The sequence below is a fragment of the Pedobacter sp. R20-19 genome (assembly GCF_000708265.2).
GTDB lineage: Bacteria > Bacteroidota > Bacteroidia > Sphingobacteriales > Sphingobacteriaceae > Pedobacter.
Genome location: NZ_JCKI01000001.1, coordinates 852,032 through 871,995, shown reverse-complemented (window position 1 = coordinate 871,995; position 19,964 = coordinate 852,032). Strand labels below are relative to the sequence as shown.

Annotated in this window: 10 protein-coding genes; 7 read left to right on the top strand and 3 right to left on the bottom strand. The window is 40.1% G+C overall.

Features of this window, described 5'->3' with window-relative positions; all coding sequences use genetic code 11:
• Nucleotides 1–5,471: Ig-like domain-containing protein (locus AN34_RS03825; protein WP_197285472.1), on the bottom strand; the 5,471-nt coding region annotated here is incomplete at its 3' end.
• Between the two features lie 643 nt (nt 5,472–6,114).
• Here AN34_RS03825 and AN34_RS03820 point away from each other — a divergent pair.
• The 4 genes from AN34_RS03820 (at nt 6,115) to AN34_RS03800 (ending at nt 15,923) form a co-directional block, all read left to right on the top strand.
• Nucleotides 6,115–8,166, top strand: coding sequence for a tetratricopeptide repeat-containing sensor histidine kinase (locus tag AN34_RS03820; protein WP_082468306.1), 2,052 nt, complete (start codon nt 6,115–6,117; stop codon nt 8,164–8,166).
• Nucleotides 8,167–9,776: 1,610 nt separating this feature from the next.
• Complete coding sequence (locus AN34_RS03815; RefSeq protein ID WP_029282474.1) at nt 9,777–11,225, top strand: WG repeat-containing protein; 1,449 nt, start codon at nt 9,777–9,779, stop codon at nt 11,223–11,225.
• Nucleotides 11,226–13,003: 1,778 nt separating this feature from the next.
• Nucleotides 13,004–15,145 carry a S9 family peptidase gene (locus AN34_RS03805; RefSeq protein WP_231625474.1) on the top strand — a complete coding sequence of 714 codons (2,142 nt, stop codon included), beginning with the start codon at nt 13,004–13,006 and terminating at the stop codon, nt 15,143–15,145.
• Nucleotides 15,146–15,245: 100 nt separating this feature from the next.
• A complete protein-coding gene (locus tag AN34_RS03800; RefSeq protein ID WP_029282468.1) occupies nt 15,246–15,923 on the top strand; it encodes an epimerase in 678 nt (225 codons plus the stop codon).
• A gap of 59 nt (nt 15,924–15,982) precedes the next feature.
• On the opposite strand, the gene AN34_RS03795 is transcribed toward AN34_RS03800, so the two are convergent.
• Nucleotides 15,983–16,162, bottom strand: a complete 180-nt coding sequence (locus AN34_RS03795; protein ID WP_029282466.1) for a hypothetical protein — start codon at nt 16,160–16,162, stop codon at nt 15,983–15,985.
• A 279-nt stretch (nt 16,163–16,441) separates the two neighbouring features.
• Between AN34_RS03795 and AN34_RS03790 the strand changes: the two genes are divergently transcribed.
• Complete coding sequence (locus tag AN34_RS03790; protein WP_029282464.1) at nt 16,442–18,142, top strand: glycoside hydrolase family 3 protein; 1,701 nt, start codon at nt 16,442–16,444, stop codon at nt 18,140–18,142.
• Between the two features lie 250 nt (nt 18,143–18,392).
• Nucleotides 18,393–18,596, top strand: coding sequence for a hypothetical protein (locus tag AN34_RS03785; protein WP_029282462.1), 204 nt, complete (start codon nt 18,393–18,395; stop codon nt 18,594–18,596).
• 66 nt (nt 18,597–18,662) lie between these two features.
• Here AN34_RS03785 and AN34_RS03780 read toward each other — a convergent pair whose 3' ends face one another.
• Nucleotides 18,663–19,196 carry a thioredoxin family protein gene (locus tag AN34_RS03780; protein ID WP_029282460.1) on the bottom strand — a complete coding sequence of 178 codons (534 nt, stop codon included), beginning with the start codon at nt 19,194–19,196 and terminating at the stop codon, nt 18,663–18,665.
• 110 nt (nt 19,197–19,306) lie between these two features.
• Between AN34_RS03780 and AN34_RS03775 the strand changes: the two genes are divergently transcribed.
• Nucleotides 19,307–19,963 (top strand): TatD family hydrolase, encoded by a 657-nt coding sequence (locus AN34_RS03775; protein ID WP_029282457.1) that lies wholly within the window; start codon nt 19,307–19,309, stop codon nt 19,961–19,963.
• Nucleotide 19,964: the final 1 nt, after the last annotated feature.

The following is a 19,964-nucleotide window of genomic DNA, read 5'->3' as shown; positions in this document are numbered from 1 at the left end:
CTGTTTCTTACCGTTACCGAATAAGTACCTGAAACAACATTATTAAAATCTGTCGAAGCCTGATAGTTCGTGCCATCAATGCTATACGTTAAGCCTGAACCCGTTGGCGCAGTTACAGTGATGGTTCCGGTCGCTGTAGTACAAGTTGGTTGTATCACAGTAGCAGTTGGTGCCGCTGGTGTTGCAGGTTGTGCATCAATAGTGATGCTGCTCGAAGCAGAAGTACAACCATCGCTGTTTCTTACTGTTACCGAATAGGTACCCGAAGCTACGTTATTGAAAGTGGTAGATACCTGATAGTTCGTACCATCAATGCTATAGGTTAAGCCTGATCCCGTTGGTGCAGTCACCGTAATGGTACCTGTAGCAGTAGTACAGGTAGGTTGTACCGCAGTAGCCGTTGGTGCAGCTGGCGTTACCGGTTGCGGATCAATGGTTATATTGGTAGCAGCAGAAGTACAACCATCACTATTCCTTGTTGTAACAGAATAGCTGCCCGATGCTACATTTGTAAAGCTTGTTGAAGCCTGATAGTTTGTTCCATCAATACTATAGGTAATTCCTGTGCCGCTCTGTGCGGTAACATTTATCGTCCCTGTAGCAGTGGTACAAGTAGGCTGTATCGCTGATACTGTTGGCGAAGCAGGTGTTACAGGCTGCGAATTGATGGTTACATTGGTTGCCGCAGAGGTACAACCATCGCTGTTTCTAGCCGTTACAGAATAATTACCAGGCGTAACAGCGGTGAAAGTGGTTGAAGCCTGATAGTTCGTACCATCAATGCTATAAGTATAGCCTGAACCTGTTGGCGCAGAAACTGTAATAGTGCCTGTTGCCGTGGTGCAGGTTGGCTGTACCGCAGTAGCCGTTGGTGCAGGCACCGGACCAGCCGGCTCTGTAATGGTTATATCTTGAGTGGTTGAGCAGCCGTTTGCATCTGTAACGGTAACGGTATAGGTACCAGCGGTAAGGTTATTGGCTGTTGCCGATGCCTGTACCGGGTTGGTATTCCATGAATAATTATATGGACTGGTACCTCCACTTGCCGAAGCAGTTGCACTTCCTGTATTTGAACCGTAACAAATTACATTTTGAGCAGTAATATTGATGCTTAATGCAGCAGAAGGCTGTGCAATGGTTACACTTTTGCTACTGGTACATCCATTTGCATCAGTAACCGTTACCGTATAAGTACCTGCTGCAAGATTACTTGCAGTAGCAGTGGTCTGTACTGGCGAAGTATCCCATGAATAAGTATATGAACCCGTACCACCAGTAGCCGAAGCGGTTGCACTTCCTGTATTCTGTCCGAAACATTTTACATCTACAGGTGGAATATCAACATTCGCTACCAATGCACTTGATGGCTGGCTAATGGTAATATTTTCCGTTCTAATGGTACCAACGTTATCAGTAACCGTAACCGTATAAGTACCCGCTGCAAGGTTATTTGCTGTAGCAGTGGTTTGCACTGGTGAGGTGTTCCATGAATAAGTATATGGTGAGGTACCACCGGTTGCTGTTACCGTAGCTGAACCATCATTATTTCCATAACATTTTACATTTGTACCGGTTGTGCTGATGTTCAGTGTAGATGCATCAATTGTAATGGTTACTACAGCTGTAGAACAATCCCCATCTACATCACATACATGATAAGTAAAGGTATCTGTTCCGCTGGTATTTGGTTTTGGTGTATAGGTAAATGATCCATCTGTATTCATGGTTACCGAACCCAGCGTTGCGCCTCCATCAGTACCAATTAAAGACCATGAATTACCACCATCACCACTTGGCGTATCGTTTGTTGATGCGTTTCCAGAAACTGGAACGCCTGGTGTTGTATTTCCGGAATCATTAACTGCAACGGGCTGACAATTGCCTGCTGTAACCGTAAATGATGATGATGTAGAACAGCTTTTGGCATCCGTAACAGTTACCGTATAAGTACCGGCCGCTTTATTGCTGATGTCTTGTGTGGTTTCGCCTGAATCCCATTGATAAGTATATGGGGTTGTTCCACCTGAAAGTGTAATATCAACAGCCCCATTATTAGTGGCTCCACAGGTTGAGTTAATCACTGTTCCGGTAATGCTTAATCCGGCAGCTGGTTCTGTAATGGTTACATCCTGAGTGGTTGAACAGCCACTGGCATCAGTTACCGTTACGGTATAAGTGCCTGCAGCCAGATTATTTGCTGTGGCAGACGTTTGCACCGGATTGGTATTCCATGAATAGGTATATGGACTGTTACCTCCGGTTACGGAAACAGTTGCACTACCAGTGCTTGCTCCAAAACAGTTTACGTTACTTGAAGAACTGATTACTGCTGTTAAAGTAGCCGGGCGTGTTAGTGTTACACTAGCTGATGCACCAGAAGTACATGAACCAAGTGTTGCTGAAACGGTATAAGTTCCTACAGGAGCCGTTACCTGGTCACCAGCAACGGTTACACCTGCAGACGGGCTCACCGTATAAGTATATGCTGCACTATAATTGGTGATGGTAAAACTACCTGTTGGTGTGCATGAGGTTGGCTGAACAACCGCACCAAGCGTTGGAGTTGCAGGTGTTGCAGGTTGTGGATCAATGGTTACACTGGTGGCAGCAGAAGTACAGCCATCGCTGTTTCTTACCGTTACCGAATAGGTACCCGAAGCTACGTTATTAAAAGTGGTGGAAGCCTGGTAATTGGTTCCATCAATGCTATACGTTAAGCCTGAACCCGTTGGCGCAGTTACCGTGATGGTTCCCGTTGCCGTGGTACAGGTTGGCTGTACAGCCGTTACCGTTGGTGCAGCTGGCAGGGCATTTACTGTTGCGCTAAATGTTTTTGAACAACCATTACTATTGGTATAGGTAATGGTTGCCGTGCCTGCCGCAACACCGGTTACCAGCCCCGTATTGTTTACCGTAGCTATTGCAGTATTGGATGATACCCATGGATCAGTTGTGGCTGCCGTACCCGAACCCGTAAGCTGGGTAGTTGCATTGATGCAGACACTGGTTGTTCCGGTAATGGTTGGTAAAGCATTCACCGTGATGCTTGCTTGTTTTGTACAACCATTACTATTGGTGTAGGTAATGGTTGCCGTACCTGCCGCAACACCAGTTACCAAACCGGTATTGCTTACCGTGGCAATTGCCGTATTGGATGATACCCAGGGATTTGTGGTGGCTGCCGTACCAGAACCTGTTAATTGCGTAGTCGAAGCGACACAAACACTGGTTGTTCCGGTAATGGTTGGTAAATCATTCACCGTAAAAGTAACCTGCTGCGAACAACCATTTGTATTGGTGTAGGTAATGATCGATGTACCTGCTGCCACCCCGGTTACTAAACCGGTATTGCTTACTGTAGCCACTGCGGTATTGGATGATACCCAAGGGTTGGTAGTAGCAGCTGTAGCCGAACCGGTTAGCTGTGAAGTTAAACCCACACAGGCATTGGTTGTGCCGGTAATGGTAGGTGCTGCATTAATGGTGATTGTTTTTGTTGCAGAACAGCCGGTATTATTGGTATAAGTAATGGTGGTTGTTCCTGCAGCAACAGGTGTAACCAAACCCGTATTATCAACAGTGGCAATCGCCGTGTTTGAAGATACCCATGGATTAGTAGTGGCTGGCGTATCCGAACCGGTTAACTGTATAGTAGAACCACCTACACAACCCGATGCCGGGCCGGTAATGGTTGCCGGAACACAAGAATCGGTAATGGTATAAGTTAAGTTGTTCTGCCCATTGGTACAGGAACTTAGTTCACCTATGGCCAATCCTGCTGACGGATTGGTTAAAGTCATGATAATGGTTTCATCCGGTTCTGGAGAAATCAGATCGGTATTGATGTTAATATAGGGTGCCAGACTAATACCAGTGGCAGCCGTACCATCATAAGTACCCGCCGGAATGGCAACAGTAACATTGCCTGTTGCAGCTGTAGGGGTACTATAATCTGAACCCCTTGTTGCCGTACCACTTAAAACCATGTCTATAGTCGTAGCAACAGTAGTGGTACCTGTGATCAGTAACTTTGGTAAGTTTGCCGTAGGAACCGTTTCTGGCCCGGTACCTGTAGATGAGCTAAAAGATACCAGACTGGATAAAGAACTAAGGCTCACATTATCTAAAAAGTTTCCTCCACCAACCCCCACACTAGCAGTACTTACCGCCCGGTAACCATACGTCACCTTTTGAATAGAACCTGTGGTATTCCGCCAGGTTCCGGTATATTGTGTCCAACCATTGGCATCCGTTACCTGTGAAGTAATAGTGGTGTTGGCCGATGTTAAAACCGTTACCGTATGAGTACCTCCAGTAGCATTATTATCTGAAAAATTGGCGACATCGATATCATTAATCCTTAGGGCCATTACATCTACCCCATCCCGCCCTCGGTGTGCAAAAGACCATGTAAAGGTTTCTCCGGTAAGGACACAAATGGGTTGTTGTTCCAGCATGCCATTTGTATAGGCATTTAATTCCACAAAATAATTACCTGCTCTTGCATTTACACCAAGCGATCCTGATGACCAAAATTCCATAAAAGTACCATCTGTAGGTACTGACGAAATAGTACTATTCATGCCAACCGCTTCTGTAGTGCTCCAGCCATTAACTGTATTTTCTCTTACAAATGTTCCTGCTCCAATAGCTGTAGTACCTTGCTCAAATCCCCCATTGGTGAACGAACGCACAAAAGGCGAGGCCGCTTCAAAAACCTTTAATTCTGTAGGATCAAAATAGTCATGCTGAAGATCGATAACCATGATGTAGCGGGCTTTGTGAATCCCGACATTCAAACTTAACTGCCCACCAACTGTTGCGGTATTACCGGGGAAAGCAGGGCCTAACTTTGAACCCGAAGCTCCCGGAACCGATTCAGTTCCAGATGATGTCGTTTCGCCAAATGTTCCAGTACCAGCAGGATCAGTATAGATTAAGCGATTAAAAAGAGAAGTATTTGCACCGTTAATGTAATTGATGGGATTAACATAACTCCCTTGCGTAGGAACAAGACCAGGAACCTGAGTGGCTACTGCACTTGGGAAACTCACAAACATGAAACGGCGGTCTCTGTTTATGTTGGGGCGGTCTCCAAGGGTAATGCTACTGATAAAATAATCAGCCCCCAAATCAACCATAAACCATTCTGCATTGGTACCTGTGGAGGAATTAGCAGTATGTGCAAAAGTACTGAAGTTTCCATCAACCAAATTTGAATTTGGATAAGTTACCGCATCAAGATTTGATGATGAGGTTACTGTTTTACCCAAGGCTACATTGGTTTGCGCCTGCGCGAAACCAACCTGCATGCCAAAAACCAGCAAAAATAATAAGGCCAGTTTTATAAAGAAACCAAAAGAAGATGGATTGTTAACAGCAGGAGGTATTTTAAACGGCGAAACCACCCTAAAATCTTGAGAGATGGGTAGATTTCTTGTAGTACATGCAGAAGGGTAAAGTTTTTTCATATTTAATGGATGAAAATTTATAGCAGTATTTTTTTGGTAATGGTTGTCTGGAGTATTGTTGCTAACTAATATTGGTGTTAAGAGCAGGGTAACTTGGTGAGGTAGCTTAATTAAAAAAGGCAATGAATAGAATGAATAGGAAGGTTTATCGTATAAATGGTGTATAGGGCATTTATTATGGTATCTTTATATGATAAAAATCATTAAGATTTTAACCTGAATCATAAATGCGTTAATATTTGCTGAGTATCTTTGTATATGTCACCATGAAAATGATGATGAGATGAATGCGTTGTTATTAGTAAGTGAATAATTGTTTTGCTTAGTAAAGGAACAGACCAGTTAAGTCATTATTTTTTTTCCTTACATCGAATGTATTACAAGTAAATATCATGAAGAATAGACAATCGGCAGAAAGGCATTATCGCTCCATAAACCACTCGTTTTACTCCATAGAAAATAATTCAAACAGAGAAACCGGGAGTCAAAAAAGAATATCACATTAACACTTATTTTCCATACAAAACCCGTATAAACCACGGTAATCTAAACCAGGATCATTTGCGTATAATGTAGTATCAAACCAACATCCTTTTGCTAAAAGGAAATAAGATTAATAATCCTTCATTCCAATCAAACGAATATGCTCAAAACTTTACTTTTCCTCGTCTTGATCTGTTTTATTTCTTGTTCCAAAAACAACTCTCATCAAATTGATAAAGGGCTTTCTAATAAGGCAAAACAAATATTAGGTAGAGTAGACACCATGAGGCGTTATAAGCTGAGCGATCAAGCTATAGTTTACCTTGATTCGGCTTACCTTACCTTGAAAAACCCCAGTGTTAAGGATTTATTTGAGCGGTTAAATGTTAAATTCATGCATTATCGAACAACAAAGGGAGATGTTGCAAGAACAAATTTATATGCAGACAGTATGCTCATCCTCTTAAATAGCTGGCAACAGCAGTATAAGCTTGAGTATGTAGATGCGCTATTTGCTAAAGGTGATGCCACATTAATGAATAAACAATACCGTCATGCATTTGATTACTATTATAAAGCGGAACGCTTTGCTATTAAAAATTTAAATAAATGCCAGGGTTATGGTATCACCTATCGCCTGGGTGAATTAAGATACAAGCAGAAACAATATCAAGAGGCTATTCATTTCTTTAAAAAGGCTTATGATGATAGTGAAAAATGCAGTGATAATCAAAGCATTTACAACATTTATTTATCCAGGAACAACTATTTAAATTCTATCGGTATTTGCTATGAACTTATAGATAACCTGGACAGTGCTGCGCTTTATTATAAAAAGTCTCTTAATTTATTAAATCAATACCCACAATTGCATCAGTTAAAAGAGGATTATATTCTGACCTCAATGGGCATTGTATATGGTAACCTTGGGGGCGTATATGCTAAAATGGGCCATTTCGGGGAAGCTGAAGTATACCTCAAAAAAAGTATTGCAATTAACGACCGGCCAGAGTTTGATGAGGTGGATGCCTTAACGGCAAAAATTAAACTGGCAAAACTTTACCTAAACTTTAATCAGGTAAAAAAAACTGATTATCTACTAAAAGCATTACGTCGAAAATTGGCTGATCACAATTCTGAGAAAGCTATGCCAATAGAAACCCAAATAAAGCTGTATCAGCTCGAATGGCTATATTATGATAAAATTAAAAATATCCCTAAAGCATATCAATACCTGGAACGCTATCACAACATGCAGGATTCTATGAACAGGACAAATATGGGGCTGAAAGCAAGTGATGTTGACATGTCTTTCAAAAATAATGAGCAGGAGTATCAATTAAACACGCTGAATAAAGAAAAAGATGTACAGGAAAACTATCTGGTTATTTTTGTGATATTATTTATATTGATCACCTTCACGATATTAATTCTTTGGTATAGGAAGAGGGCATTAAAGATGTTGAATATCCAAATCACCGAGCAGAATGTTCAGATGCAGCATGTATTAACCGCATTGGAGCAGAGCCAGCGTGAAAATATGCGAATGATGCAGATTGTTGCACACGATCTTAGAAGTCCGCTGGCAGCAACGATTAGCATCACCCAACTACTAAAAAATGCTGATTTGACGGATGAAGAGCACAAATTGCTAAACCTGTTGGAGACTTCCAGTGTACAATCTTTAGATATGATTAGTGATTTACTCAATATCAACACCAGCTCTGCCCATATGAAAACAGAATTGGTGGAATTGAATTCGCTGGTTGCATACAGCATCAGTTTGCTGCAGTTTAAGGCCAGAGAGAAAGCACAAAATTTAATTTATAAGGGCTTAAATGTTACCATAGAGGCTAATAGTGGAAAAATTTGGCGGGTAGTGAGCAACTTGATCGTTAATGCGATTAAATTTAGTCCAATTGGTGCAGATATAGAAATTCTGATGACCAAAAGTGATCATGCGGTTTTGGTAAAAATTAGCGACCATGGCATTGGGATTCCGATGGATCACAGGGAAAAAATCTTTGATATGTTTACCGATACCAAGCGTGAAGGTACCTCTGGTGAGCACTCTTTTGGTATTGGCCTGGCCATCTCCAAACAAATTGTGGAGGCGCATCATGGCGGTATCTGGTTTGAAAGCGAAATTAACGAAGGAAGCACATTTTATGTCTCCTTGCCGCTGGCCGATCATATTTACACGAAAGTATAGATATATAGTGTGCTTTTATTTCGAGAGATAACAATCCATCCAAATAGGATTAATAATATGCCTTAAAGTACTATTTGAATAGGTTATCGCTATTAGTTAAGCCCCTATCCGCCTATCGGCACCTTTCCCCTGAAAGGGAAAGGGCGAAACCAGAATTCCCCTCCAGAGGGGTGTCCGCAGGACGGGGTGGTTTTGTTTACTTCATCAAACGGAAAGTTATCTTGTCAAAGAAGTTTTGTTGATCATCCGAGTTCGATTAATAATATGACTTAAAGTACTATTTGAATAGGTTATCGCTATTAGTTAAACCCCTATCCGCCTATCGGCACCTTTCCCCTGAAAGGGAAAGGGCGAAACCAGAATTCCACTCCAGAGGGTTGGTCTCGCAGACCGGGGTGGTTTTGTTTACTTCATTAAACGGAAAGTTATCTTGTTAAAGAAGTTTTGTTGATCATCCGAGTTCGATTAATATATATGCCTTAAAGTACTATTTGAATAGGTTATCGCTATTAGTTAAGCCCCTATCCGCCTATCGGCACCTTTCCCCTGAAAGGGAAAGGGCGAAACCAGAATTCCCCTCCAGAGGGGTGTCCGCAGGACGGGGTGGTTTTTTGTTTACTCTATAAAAAGGAAAGTTATCCTGTCAAAGAAGTTTTATTAACACCCTTAGTTAGATTAATCATATGCCTTACCATACTATTTAAACAGGTAATTTATATTTCAACCACCCCGCCCTTTGGGCTCCCTCCGGTGCATCGGAGGGAATGACGACCATCAAACCTCAATATGAAAATGCCAGTCTTTTTACCAATGATTTTTCTGTAGTATAAAAGGGTAGAAAAAATGGCGTAATAGATAAAACCGGAGGTTAAACTGGATGTGCCTAGAATAAATTGGCAGGTTCTTAGTGATTATCTTATCGCCGGATAGACGATATCAGCTAGTTATCGTTAAAATATACAGGCAGACTTAAGTTATGTACAAGGCAAGTATAGGTAGATTAAAGGTGGCCTGAATGTGCAGTAAAGGTGGCCTGGAGGCGGGGTAAAGAAATCAATTTGCCTTGTCAGTGATTTAACACTACCTTAAATATAGGAAGAATAATTAAATTAATTCTATAACCTGAGTGTTCGATTAATCATATGCCTTACCATACTATTTAAACTGGTTATTGATATCAGTTAACCCCTATCCGCCTATCGGCACCTTTCCCCTGAAAGGGAAAGGGCGAAACCAGAATTCCCCTCCAGAGGGGTGTCCGCAGGACGGGGTGGTTTTGTTTACTTCATTAAACGGAAAGTTATCTTGTTAAAGAAGTTTTGTTGATAATCCAATTAATGATATGCCTTAAAGTATTATTTGAATAAGTTATCGCTATTGGCTAAACCACTATCCGCCTATCGGCACCTTTCCCCTGAAAGGGAAAGGGCGAAAAAACACCGAGGTGTTAAAAGCAATTAATTATCGAATTCAGGTTAATAGTACATGATGCCAATATAGAGGGCTTAATCAATAATGGCATATTAGTTGCGATTCTAAACCTTTAGCATCATTAACCTATTTTATACATGCGCATATCCCCTTTGATAATAAGCTATTTCCTATTTTTTATGACATCAAATATCGTAGCAACCGCTCAGGATTTAACACAACAAAAACTATATCCCTGGAAAAGTAAGTCTGGCCTGATTGGCTTTTGTGATCAACACAATCAAGTAAAAATTAAACCCCAGTTTGAAGATGCCAGCCTTTTCACCAATGACTTTTCTGTAGTACAAAAAGGTGGAAAAAATGGCGTGATAGATCAAACCGGAGCCATCAAACTTGATTTTGACTATGATAGAATCGAACTTGTGGCAATTGGAAAAGAAACCCTGGCGATTACCAGGAAAACATATAATGCCTGGTGGAAGATCCAAAATTGGAAAATTTTTCCTGGCTTTTCAATCATGGGTGGAACAAGAGATAAAAGGTGGTTTGATACAGATGTGCCCAGCATAAACTGGAAGGTTATTTCGCTCCGTAACAATCAAACCATCATCAATTCCAATCACCAGCCAAATGAATATCCTTATCCCTCATCGGGCATTTACAGTTTTCAGGATAAAGTTTTAATTAATGATCAATTATATCAAATCAGTAAGGAGGAAATCCAGCCAGATTGCCATAACGTCACAGCTATTTTTTCAAACGCTACCCTGTTACAAAAAAAAGGTAATACATATACGCTTTTAGATCAGCATCTGAAACCTCTAAATGACGATATTTTCAAAATTCCTGCTCTGATAACGGTGGAAGTAAACGGATATATACAAGAAATCCAAACGGAAAGAATAGACGCGGGTATCAGGGTGAAATTGAATTTTATGCAAAACCAGGATCAATATGTTTTTATCTATCCTTATTTAAACAAACATTTTCCTAAAAAAATAGACCCATATTTTGATCAAAAGATAGCCGCATCTTCCATTTTTGAACATGCATCAATGATTTCTTCTGTACCCAATAGCCCCTATTTTATCATTCGGAGTAATGTTAAAAATAAATCTGCATTTTATATCCTTCACCAAAACGGCACATGGGAAAGTGATAGAAAAAAAACTAAGGATTTTATCATCAGTTCTAACGGTGGCAAGTTAATGTACCCTGATGCCAGTGAACTGGGTATTGAAGGTGCATTACCCAACAACTTTAACATTAAAAGGGTTGAACATACCCGTGCGAATAAATCATGGTTTTTAGTTACAGGAAACCGTCAGAATAGCACTGATATGCGATCGGGAATTTTTGATAACGATAGTCAAAATTGGATTTTGCCAATGGAATATGTAAGCCTGAGTGAATTAACAGCCTATCCAAATTTATGGCGCTTTGAGCTTCAAAACGAGTCCGATTTTAAAAAGAAAAAATATGGATTGATTGACGTATCTACAAAAAAGATAACGGTTAGCCCTCAATACAACAGCCTCGATGCCAGTGCAAAAGCAGGCATTTTCAATGGAGAAAAATGGGAATATTTTTATATCAATCCATTAACCGGCACAGCATATAAAGAGTAGGTTTTACTAAATAAAAAGGGGTGAATATTGTATTTTATCATTTTGAACACCCTGTCTTTCACACACAACTTCAACGAAGAAAAAATAGCAAATGCGCAGATTTTTCGTAAGAACAAAGTTGTGTGGCTACAATAATACTATGTATTACCTAAAAATTAGGATAGGGGTTCTACTGTATCCAATTATTATAATAACCACCCCCAACCCCTCCTTGAAAAAAAGGAGGGGAGTTGGATTTCACGATGTGGTTTGCCTCGACAAATGTTATTTTTCACGCCCTTTCTCTTTCTTGGGAAAGGTGCCGATAGGCAGATAGGGATTTAATTCACTATCAATTTGGATACAAGGTTCAAAGATTCCTCCGCTACGGTCGGAATGACGATTCTACGAGTGGGATTTATTTTTCATCGCCCTTTCCCTTGCATGGGAAAGGTGCCGACAGGCGGATAGGGGTTTAATTTACTATCAATTTGGATACAAGGTTCAAAGATTCCTCCGCTACGGTCGGAATGACGATTTCTCAGAGTGGGATTTATTTTTCATCGCCCTTTCCCTTGCATGGGAAAGGTGCCGACAGGCGGATAGGGGCTATTTTTCCTATCACTGTCATTCAGAGCGTAGCGAAGAATCCCTGCGGTTATAACCACTTCCTTCATTTTACTACCTAAGCATTTTTTAACCCGCTAGCTGCAAAGAATATTTTTTCTAACGCTCTCACCTTTAGTAGGAAGGTGCCGACAGGCGATAGCGATTATTTCCCCATTCTGTTGGCTGGCCTCGGCTACCGATGAAGGGGCTTCTTCTTTATTCTTGATAATAAAGAAGCAAACAATCAAGGCTTGGATATGATGTCGGATAAATTCGTTAAAGCTTTATTTCGGCAGCACAAGCGGCGATGAAAAATCGCAGAGTATGCGCTGCCTTGGGTAGTGGTGGCTTGAAAGTTTTTGCAGAAGCTTTAACGTTTTCTCCTTCCATCATTTCCCAGGCCGGATAGCAGGGTGGAAATAGCAAAGTGCTTATTGCATGGTGTGAAGAATGGTTTTTTACTTCGCCCTTTCCCTTTCTGGGGAAAGGTGCCAATAGGCGGATAAGGGCTATTTTTCCTATCACTGTCATTCAGAGCGTAGCGAAGAATCCCTGCGGTTATAACCACTTCCTTCATTTTAATACCTAAGCATTTTTTAACCCGCTAGCTGCAAAGAATATTTTTTTCTCTCGCACTTTCCCTTTCAGAGGAAAAGTACCGATAGGCAGGTATAGGGGTTTAATTTACTATCAATTTGGATACAAGGTTCAAAGATTCCTCCGCTACGGTCGGAATGACGATTTCTCAGAGTGGGATTTATTTTTCATCGCCCTTTCCCTTTCTGGGGAAAGGTGCTGACAGGCGGATAGGGGCAATTTTCCTATCACTGTCATTCAGAGCGTAGCAAAGAATCCCTGCGGTTATAACCACTTACTTCATTTTACTACCTAAGCATTTTTTAACCCGCTAGCTGTAAAGAATATTTTTTTCTCTCGCACTTTCCCTTTCATGGGAAAGCTGCCGATAGGCGGGTATAGGGGTTTAATTTACTATCAATTTGGATACAAGGTTCAAAGATTCCTCCACTGCGGTCGGAATGACGATTTCTCCGAGTAGGATTTATTTTTCATCGCCCTTTCCCTTCCATAGGAAAGGTGTCGATAGGCGGATAGAGGTTGTTTTTTGTATCAGCATTAATACTTAGCAGTTCATAAAACAGTGCTAATTTTATCAGCTGAGACTAACAAAGATGATGAATAAATATTGGCTTACCCTTACAGCCTGCGCAGTGGCTGTTACTGCTAACGCTCAGAAAAAAACTTTTACCGCTCAAGATTATGCAAGAGCCGAAAGTTTCATGAGCTATAATACCTCAAAATTTATTGACAATTTGATTTCGCAGCCGAATTGGCTTGCAGGCGATCAATTTTGGTATACCAAAAAAACAGCCAAAGGCGCTGAAAACTACCTGGTAGATCCCGTTAAAAAAACAAAAACTTTAACAACTGCATATGGAAATGATGCTTCACCGGCAGCGGGAAGAAGAAGAGGTGGTGGAAGTGAAGTGATCTCGCCCGATGGCAAAAAAGCCATTCTGATTAAAGATTATAACCTCTATGTTAAAGATGTAGCCAGCGGAAAGCTGACGCAACTTACTACCGATGGGATAAAAGATTATGGTTATGCTACCGATAATGCCGGCTGGAAACATAGCAACGGACCAATTTTACGCTGGTCGCCGGACTCGAAAAAAATTGCCACCTTTCAACAGGATCAACGGAACTCGAAAGACATGTATCTGGTAACCACCAATGTGGGTGCTCCAAAATTAGAGGCCTGGAAATACCCTTTACCTGGCGATAAACAAATCCCTACCATCAGAAGGGTAATTATTGATATTGAAAACCCAAAGGTGATTTCCCTAAATATACCTGCTGATCCTCATCGGGCCACATTGAGTGATGACATATCAAGTAGTGGCACATTTGATGACATCGACTGGAAAGCTGATGGTACAGAACTGGCTTTTGTTTCTACATCTCGCGATCATAAAAATGAAAAATTCCGAGTCGCAAATGCAGCAACTGGCTCAGTAAGGGAGGTATTTGAAGAAACTGTTAAAACACAATATGAATCTGGTCAGGGCGAAATTAATTGGCGGTATTTACCCGATTCCAAGGAAATTATCTGGTATTCTGAACGCGATGACTGGGGCCATTTATATCTCTATGATGCCACTACGGGAAAGGTAAAAAACCAGATTACCAAAGGCAATTGGGTGCTAACCCGTTTAATTAAGGTCGATCAAAAAAGCCGCACACTCTATTTTATGGCTAGTGGCCTCGATAAAATTAATCCCTATTTTGAACATTTCTACAAAATTGGCTTGGATGGAAAAAACCTAACGGATCTAACGCCTGAACCTGGGAACCACGAAGTAAGATTATCGCCATCTGAAAAATATTTTATTGACAGCTTTTCTCAACCAGATGTACCAGCCGTAATGGTTTACCGAGAAATCAACGGTAAACTGGTTACTCCGATAGAAAAAACAGATGTATCCAGATTAGCGGCAACTGGCTGGAAAGCACCAACACCTGTTTCGGTTAAAGCAGGCGACAATAATACAGACATTTATGGTTTAGTTTTTACACCAACTACAATGGATGCCGGCAAAAAATATCCGGTAATTGATTACATTTATCCAGGCCCACAAGGTGGCAGCGTGGGCAGCTGGGGATTTTCAGCCTCTCGTGGAGACCATCAGGCGCTTGCCGAACTGGGCTTTATTGTCGTTTTGATGGAGGGTACCAGTAATCCTAACCGTTCAAAAAGTTTTCATGACATGAGTTATGGCAACATGGCCATTAACACCTTGCCTGATCAAATTACCGCCATCAAACAATTGGCTACAAAATATCCGATTGATACGACTAAGGTAGGTATCTGGGGGCATTCGGGCGGTGGTTTTGCTACTGCGGCGGCCATGTTCCGTTATCCTGATTTCTTTAAGGTAGGCATTGCTGAATCGGGAAATCACGACAACAGGAATTATGAAGATGATTGGGGCGAACGCTACAATGGTTTAGCAGAAAACGCCGATTACGAATCTCAGGCTAATCAGAACTATGCCAAAAACTTAAAAGGAAAGTTAATGCTGGTGCATGGTATGATGGATGATAACGTACCACCATACAATACACTGTTGGTAGTAGAAGCTTTAGAAAAGGCAAATAAATCATTCGATTTGGTCATCTTCCCGAACAGTGCACATGGTTATGGATCATATTCACCCTATATGATGAGACGTAGGTGGGATTATTTTGTTCAGCATCTTTTAAATGCAGAACCACCAAAAGATTATAAAATGCAAGGCACTGTCATTCAATAAGGTTAATGGTCTCGAAGTCATCGAGACCTTTTTTATGTTCCAAAATGAAACTAATTAGCAAGCAGTGAGTTTATTTAATCAATATTCAAGCTAATCTAAAATGGGAAAAACAAGAAGTGTAAACAAGGTAATCATAACGGGTACAACCGGAATGGTTGGAGAAGGTGTTTTGATTTGCTGCCTAAACAGTACGGAAATTGATGCTGTCCTGGTGATTAACCGAAAACCCTGCGGCTATACGCATCCCAAACTAAAAGAAATTATTCATCAGGATTTTTTCAACTTCGCTCCTATTGAGCACCAGCTTTCGGGTTACAATGCTTGTTTTTTTTGTTTAGGAATTTCTTCGGTTGGTGTAGCCAAAGAACCATATTATAAAATGACGTATACCTTAACGATGCATGTGGCTGAAACGTTGAGCAGGTTAAACCAGGAAATGACTTTCTGTTATGTTTCCGGAAGTGGCACTAATCCTGAAGGTAAATTAAGCTGGCAGAAAGTTAAAGGTAAAACGGAAAATGATTTAATGCAATTACCTTTTGCCCAGGTATATAATTTACGCCCGGGCTTTATTAAGCCCATTAAAGAGCAGAAGTATGCACATACCTTCTATAAGTTTATTAACTGGCTGTTCCCAATTGGCAGGGCAGTTTCAAAAAATGGATTCTGTACCATGCGGGAACTTGGTGCGGCAATGATCAATTCCCTCAGCCATAACAATGAACGAAGAGTGCTTGAAGGAAGTGAAATTATTAAATTGGCCCATGAACCATCTTAAATAAAAAAATGGATGATTGCTTATAAGCCATCATCCATTTCTATTAAATACAAAGTAAATTACTTTTTATTATCTACTTTGCGCTGATTATCTTTATTTGAAGTTTGATCAGAACGTTGGCCACCACCATTGGTAATGCCCTGGATCTTCTTATCCGTTTTAACATCATGATTTGCTCTGTCTGCGATTGAACTTCCTTGAACTGTAGGGTTGTTTTTTGGTGTGCCCGTATCTTTCATAGCTGTAATATTTAGTGAATAATTATTTGCTGAGCGCTATTATAATAACCGATATGGATTAAATAGGTTTTCATTTTTTTCAATTGAATCAGATATTGATGGAAATTTTATTGTTTATTTGTTTTGAAGTGCTTCACCTTCACAACTCACCAACTCCAACATCTTAACAACACACCAACTCTAAATTTCAAACATAATTGTATTAAATTAATTACTTGGATTGGTTTTTGTTTAATTCGGCTTTTGATTATTAATTTAGCAGTTCAACAAAACACATCCGTGAAAAAAATTTTATTCTCCTGTGCCATTCTGTGCGCCATTACTTTTTCTGCAGCTGCACAAAAGCAAACCTATTTACAAATGTTAACCAATCAGCCTAAGTGGGTAGATTCTGTTTTTAACAAGCTTAATCGCCGGGAACGCATTGCTCAAATGTTTTTTGTTAGGGCGCATACCAATTTAGGCCAAAAGTATACAGATTCAGTTGGGCAGGTTATAAAAAGAGAACAGTTAGGTGGCGTTATATTTTTTCAAGGTGGCCCGGTTAGACAAGCCAAGGCAACAAATGCTTACCAAAAACTAAGTCACGTACCTTTAATCGTAGCCAATGATGGCGAATGGGGATTGGGAATGCGTTTGGACAGCACCATTTCTTTTCCCTATCAAATGACATTGGGTGCCATTCAAAATAAAGTTTTAATTTATAAAATGGGCCAGGAAGTTGCCAAAGATTTCAAGCGCATGGGCATGCAAATGAACCTGGCTCCTGATGCTGACATCAACAATAACCCTAAAAACCCGGTAATTAATTATCGTTCTTTCGGAGAAAACAAATTTAATGTAACTACAAAAACTGGTGCTTATATGAAGGGCATGCAGGATGCTGGTCTCCTAACCACCCTAAAACATTTCCCTGGCCATGGTGATACTGATGTAGATTCACATTATGATCTTCCGCAACTTACTTTTGGTGCAACACGTTTAGATACACTTGAAATGTATCCCTTTAAAGAGTTGATTAAACAAGGTGCATCAGGTATTATGATTGCCCACATGAATATTCCATCTTTAGATACGACCAAAAATCTACCATCCACATTATCAAAACCAATTGTAACAGGCATCTTAAAACAAAAGCTGGGTTTTAAAGGATTGATTATTTCTGATGCGATGGACATGAAAGGTGTGGTTAAATACTTTAAAGATGGCGAAGCTGATCTACGTGGTATTATTGCCGGGAATGATATCATAGAACTTTCTGAAAATAGCGATCGAGCAATTAAACTGGTTCGTAAAGCTGTTAGACAAGGTAGAATTGATATCAAAACGATAGACGAAAGTGTCCGTAAGATTTTAACTGCGAAATACTGGGCAGGCTTATCACAACGCGATACGATAGACACAAAAGGCCTTATTGCAGGTGTAAACCGTACTGCGAGTAATGCTTTGGTTCAGGAACTGGCCAATGCTTCTGTTACACTGCTAAAGGGTAAAGAAAATATTAAAAACATGGTTCCAATCAGACGGACAGCAATCATCAGTATTGGTGTTCCAACCGTTACCAAATTCCAAAAAGAGGTTTCAAAGGGGTTTTATAATTCGGTTTATTATGTACTGGACAAAGATGCAAGCGCTACTCAAATCTCTAATATTGCCCGGGAAATTGGTGCTTTTGACCAAGTGATTGTAGGTATTCATGATTCACGTTCAAGACCTGGAAATAATATCCCGCTAAATGCTGGTGTAAAGAATTTTATTAAAGAATTAAGTACTAAGAATGCGGTATTTGCATTATTTGCGAATCCATATAACCTTGCTGGTTTACCTGGTTTAGAAAAGAGTAAAGGATTGATAGTGGCTTATCAAAAAGAAGACTATATGCAAATTTCTGCAGCAGCTGTGATTAATAACAGATTAGTACCTACCGGAAAATTACCTGTTAGCATTTTACCAAATTATAAATATGGCGATGGTTTATAAATAGATTGCTTCTCCATTCCTCCTCGCAAAGATTTGAGAGGAGGAATGGAGAAGCACAGGGTTAAGCGAGGTCGTGAAGCAATCTCTTCAATTAGACTGACGAAGTTTTCCATCACACCACCCTACTGAAACTTCGTAAGTCGACTTTGAAGCCTGGCGCAGCTTTTCGTTTTGGTCTTTTAACCTTTCCTCATAAAACTAAAACAATTTCTTCCCGAAAGTCATTATCTATTCATAAAACCTTAAAGTTATGATAGACCCAAAAGATAATTACTCAGAAGACCCAAACGATGCATTACGCAGAGAAGATGATGTAGACAATATCAATGAGATCGATGGTGATGACCCAAGCATTGAGTATGATAAAGATAAACTGGAACAAGCAGACGAAGCGTCCAGACCTTCATACGAATTAAACGTTGACGAACTGAAAGATGAGGGGTCGCAAGACTAAAAAAAGCCGCAGATTCTCAGAGATTAAAATCTGCAAATCTGCGGCTCTATCGCTTTAACTTTCAGCTTATTTAGCCTTTGGTTTATAAGTATCTGGATCAACTGCGGCAACCGTCCAGCCTTTCAAAAATGAAGTGATTTTTTTCACATCATGCCCCACTTTCTTTTTACCATTGGCATCCAACTCATCTGTTTCCAGATAAGATGAATTTTCAATATGAAGCACTTTTCCTTTTCCATCCAGCACTACAAAAACCGGGTAACCAAAACGGTTAGGAAATCCTAAATATTTCATTGCCTCGTCATTATGATGTTCTTTGTCCCAATTAACTAGCACAAATTCATATGAATCATTGATGTTTTTTTTCAATGTTGCGTTTGATTCTACCAATTGATGAAAAGCAATACACCAACTACACCAGTTTCCACCTACCTGAACCAATACATGTTTATTTTCTTTTGCCGCTTTCGCTGTTGCAGCCTTTAAATCGGCCATGGCGTTTGCTTCAGGATTGTATATGTGTACCCCTGCAGTTTTAGACTGTCCGAATGTTATTGTAGATATTAACACAGCCGTTAATAAAATAAATAGCTTTTTCATAAATGATCTTAATTATGATGTAAAATACTAAAGAAGACAGATTTTATTAATTAACAGCAAATTCTTTACAGTAAAAATACTTTTTACAAAAGCCTATATTTGAATATCGAATGGATTTTTTAGACATACATACACACCAGGCCGCCCAAAAAAAAGATATCACAAGTATCCAAAGTTTATCACTAACCAGCGATATTTTCCTGGCCATGCCCAAAACGAAGCCTATTTCAATCGGACTTCACCCCTGGTATGCCACCTTAGATAAACTGGAGATGCAAATGAAGTATATGAGTGTCTTGGCCAGTCAGCAGAATGTTAAACTAATTGGTGAATGTGGTTTAGATCAGCTAAAAGGTGCGCAAATTGAAAATCAAATCTCTATTCTGGAAATACAAATTAAGCTGGCCGAAAAACTAAATAAACCTTTAATTTTGCACTGCGTAAAAGCTTTTTCCGAATTAATAGAAATTAAAGACCGGCTGAAGGTTAATGTTCCGATGATTATTCACGGCTTTAATAAAAATGAGGCGTTAGGTCTTCAACTACTAAAAAAAGGCTTTTTGTTATCGTTTGGCACGGCAATTCTGAAAGAAAATTCTGGTGCTTCAAAACTTATCCGCAATACAGATCTGTTTTTCCTGGAGACGGATGATTCGGAAATACAAATTGAGGAAATCTATAACGCTGCTGCTAAGTTGAAAAATTGTTCAGTTGATGCACTCAAAGCTTGTATGTTTGCTAACTGGAAAAAATTAGATTTACTGTAAA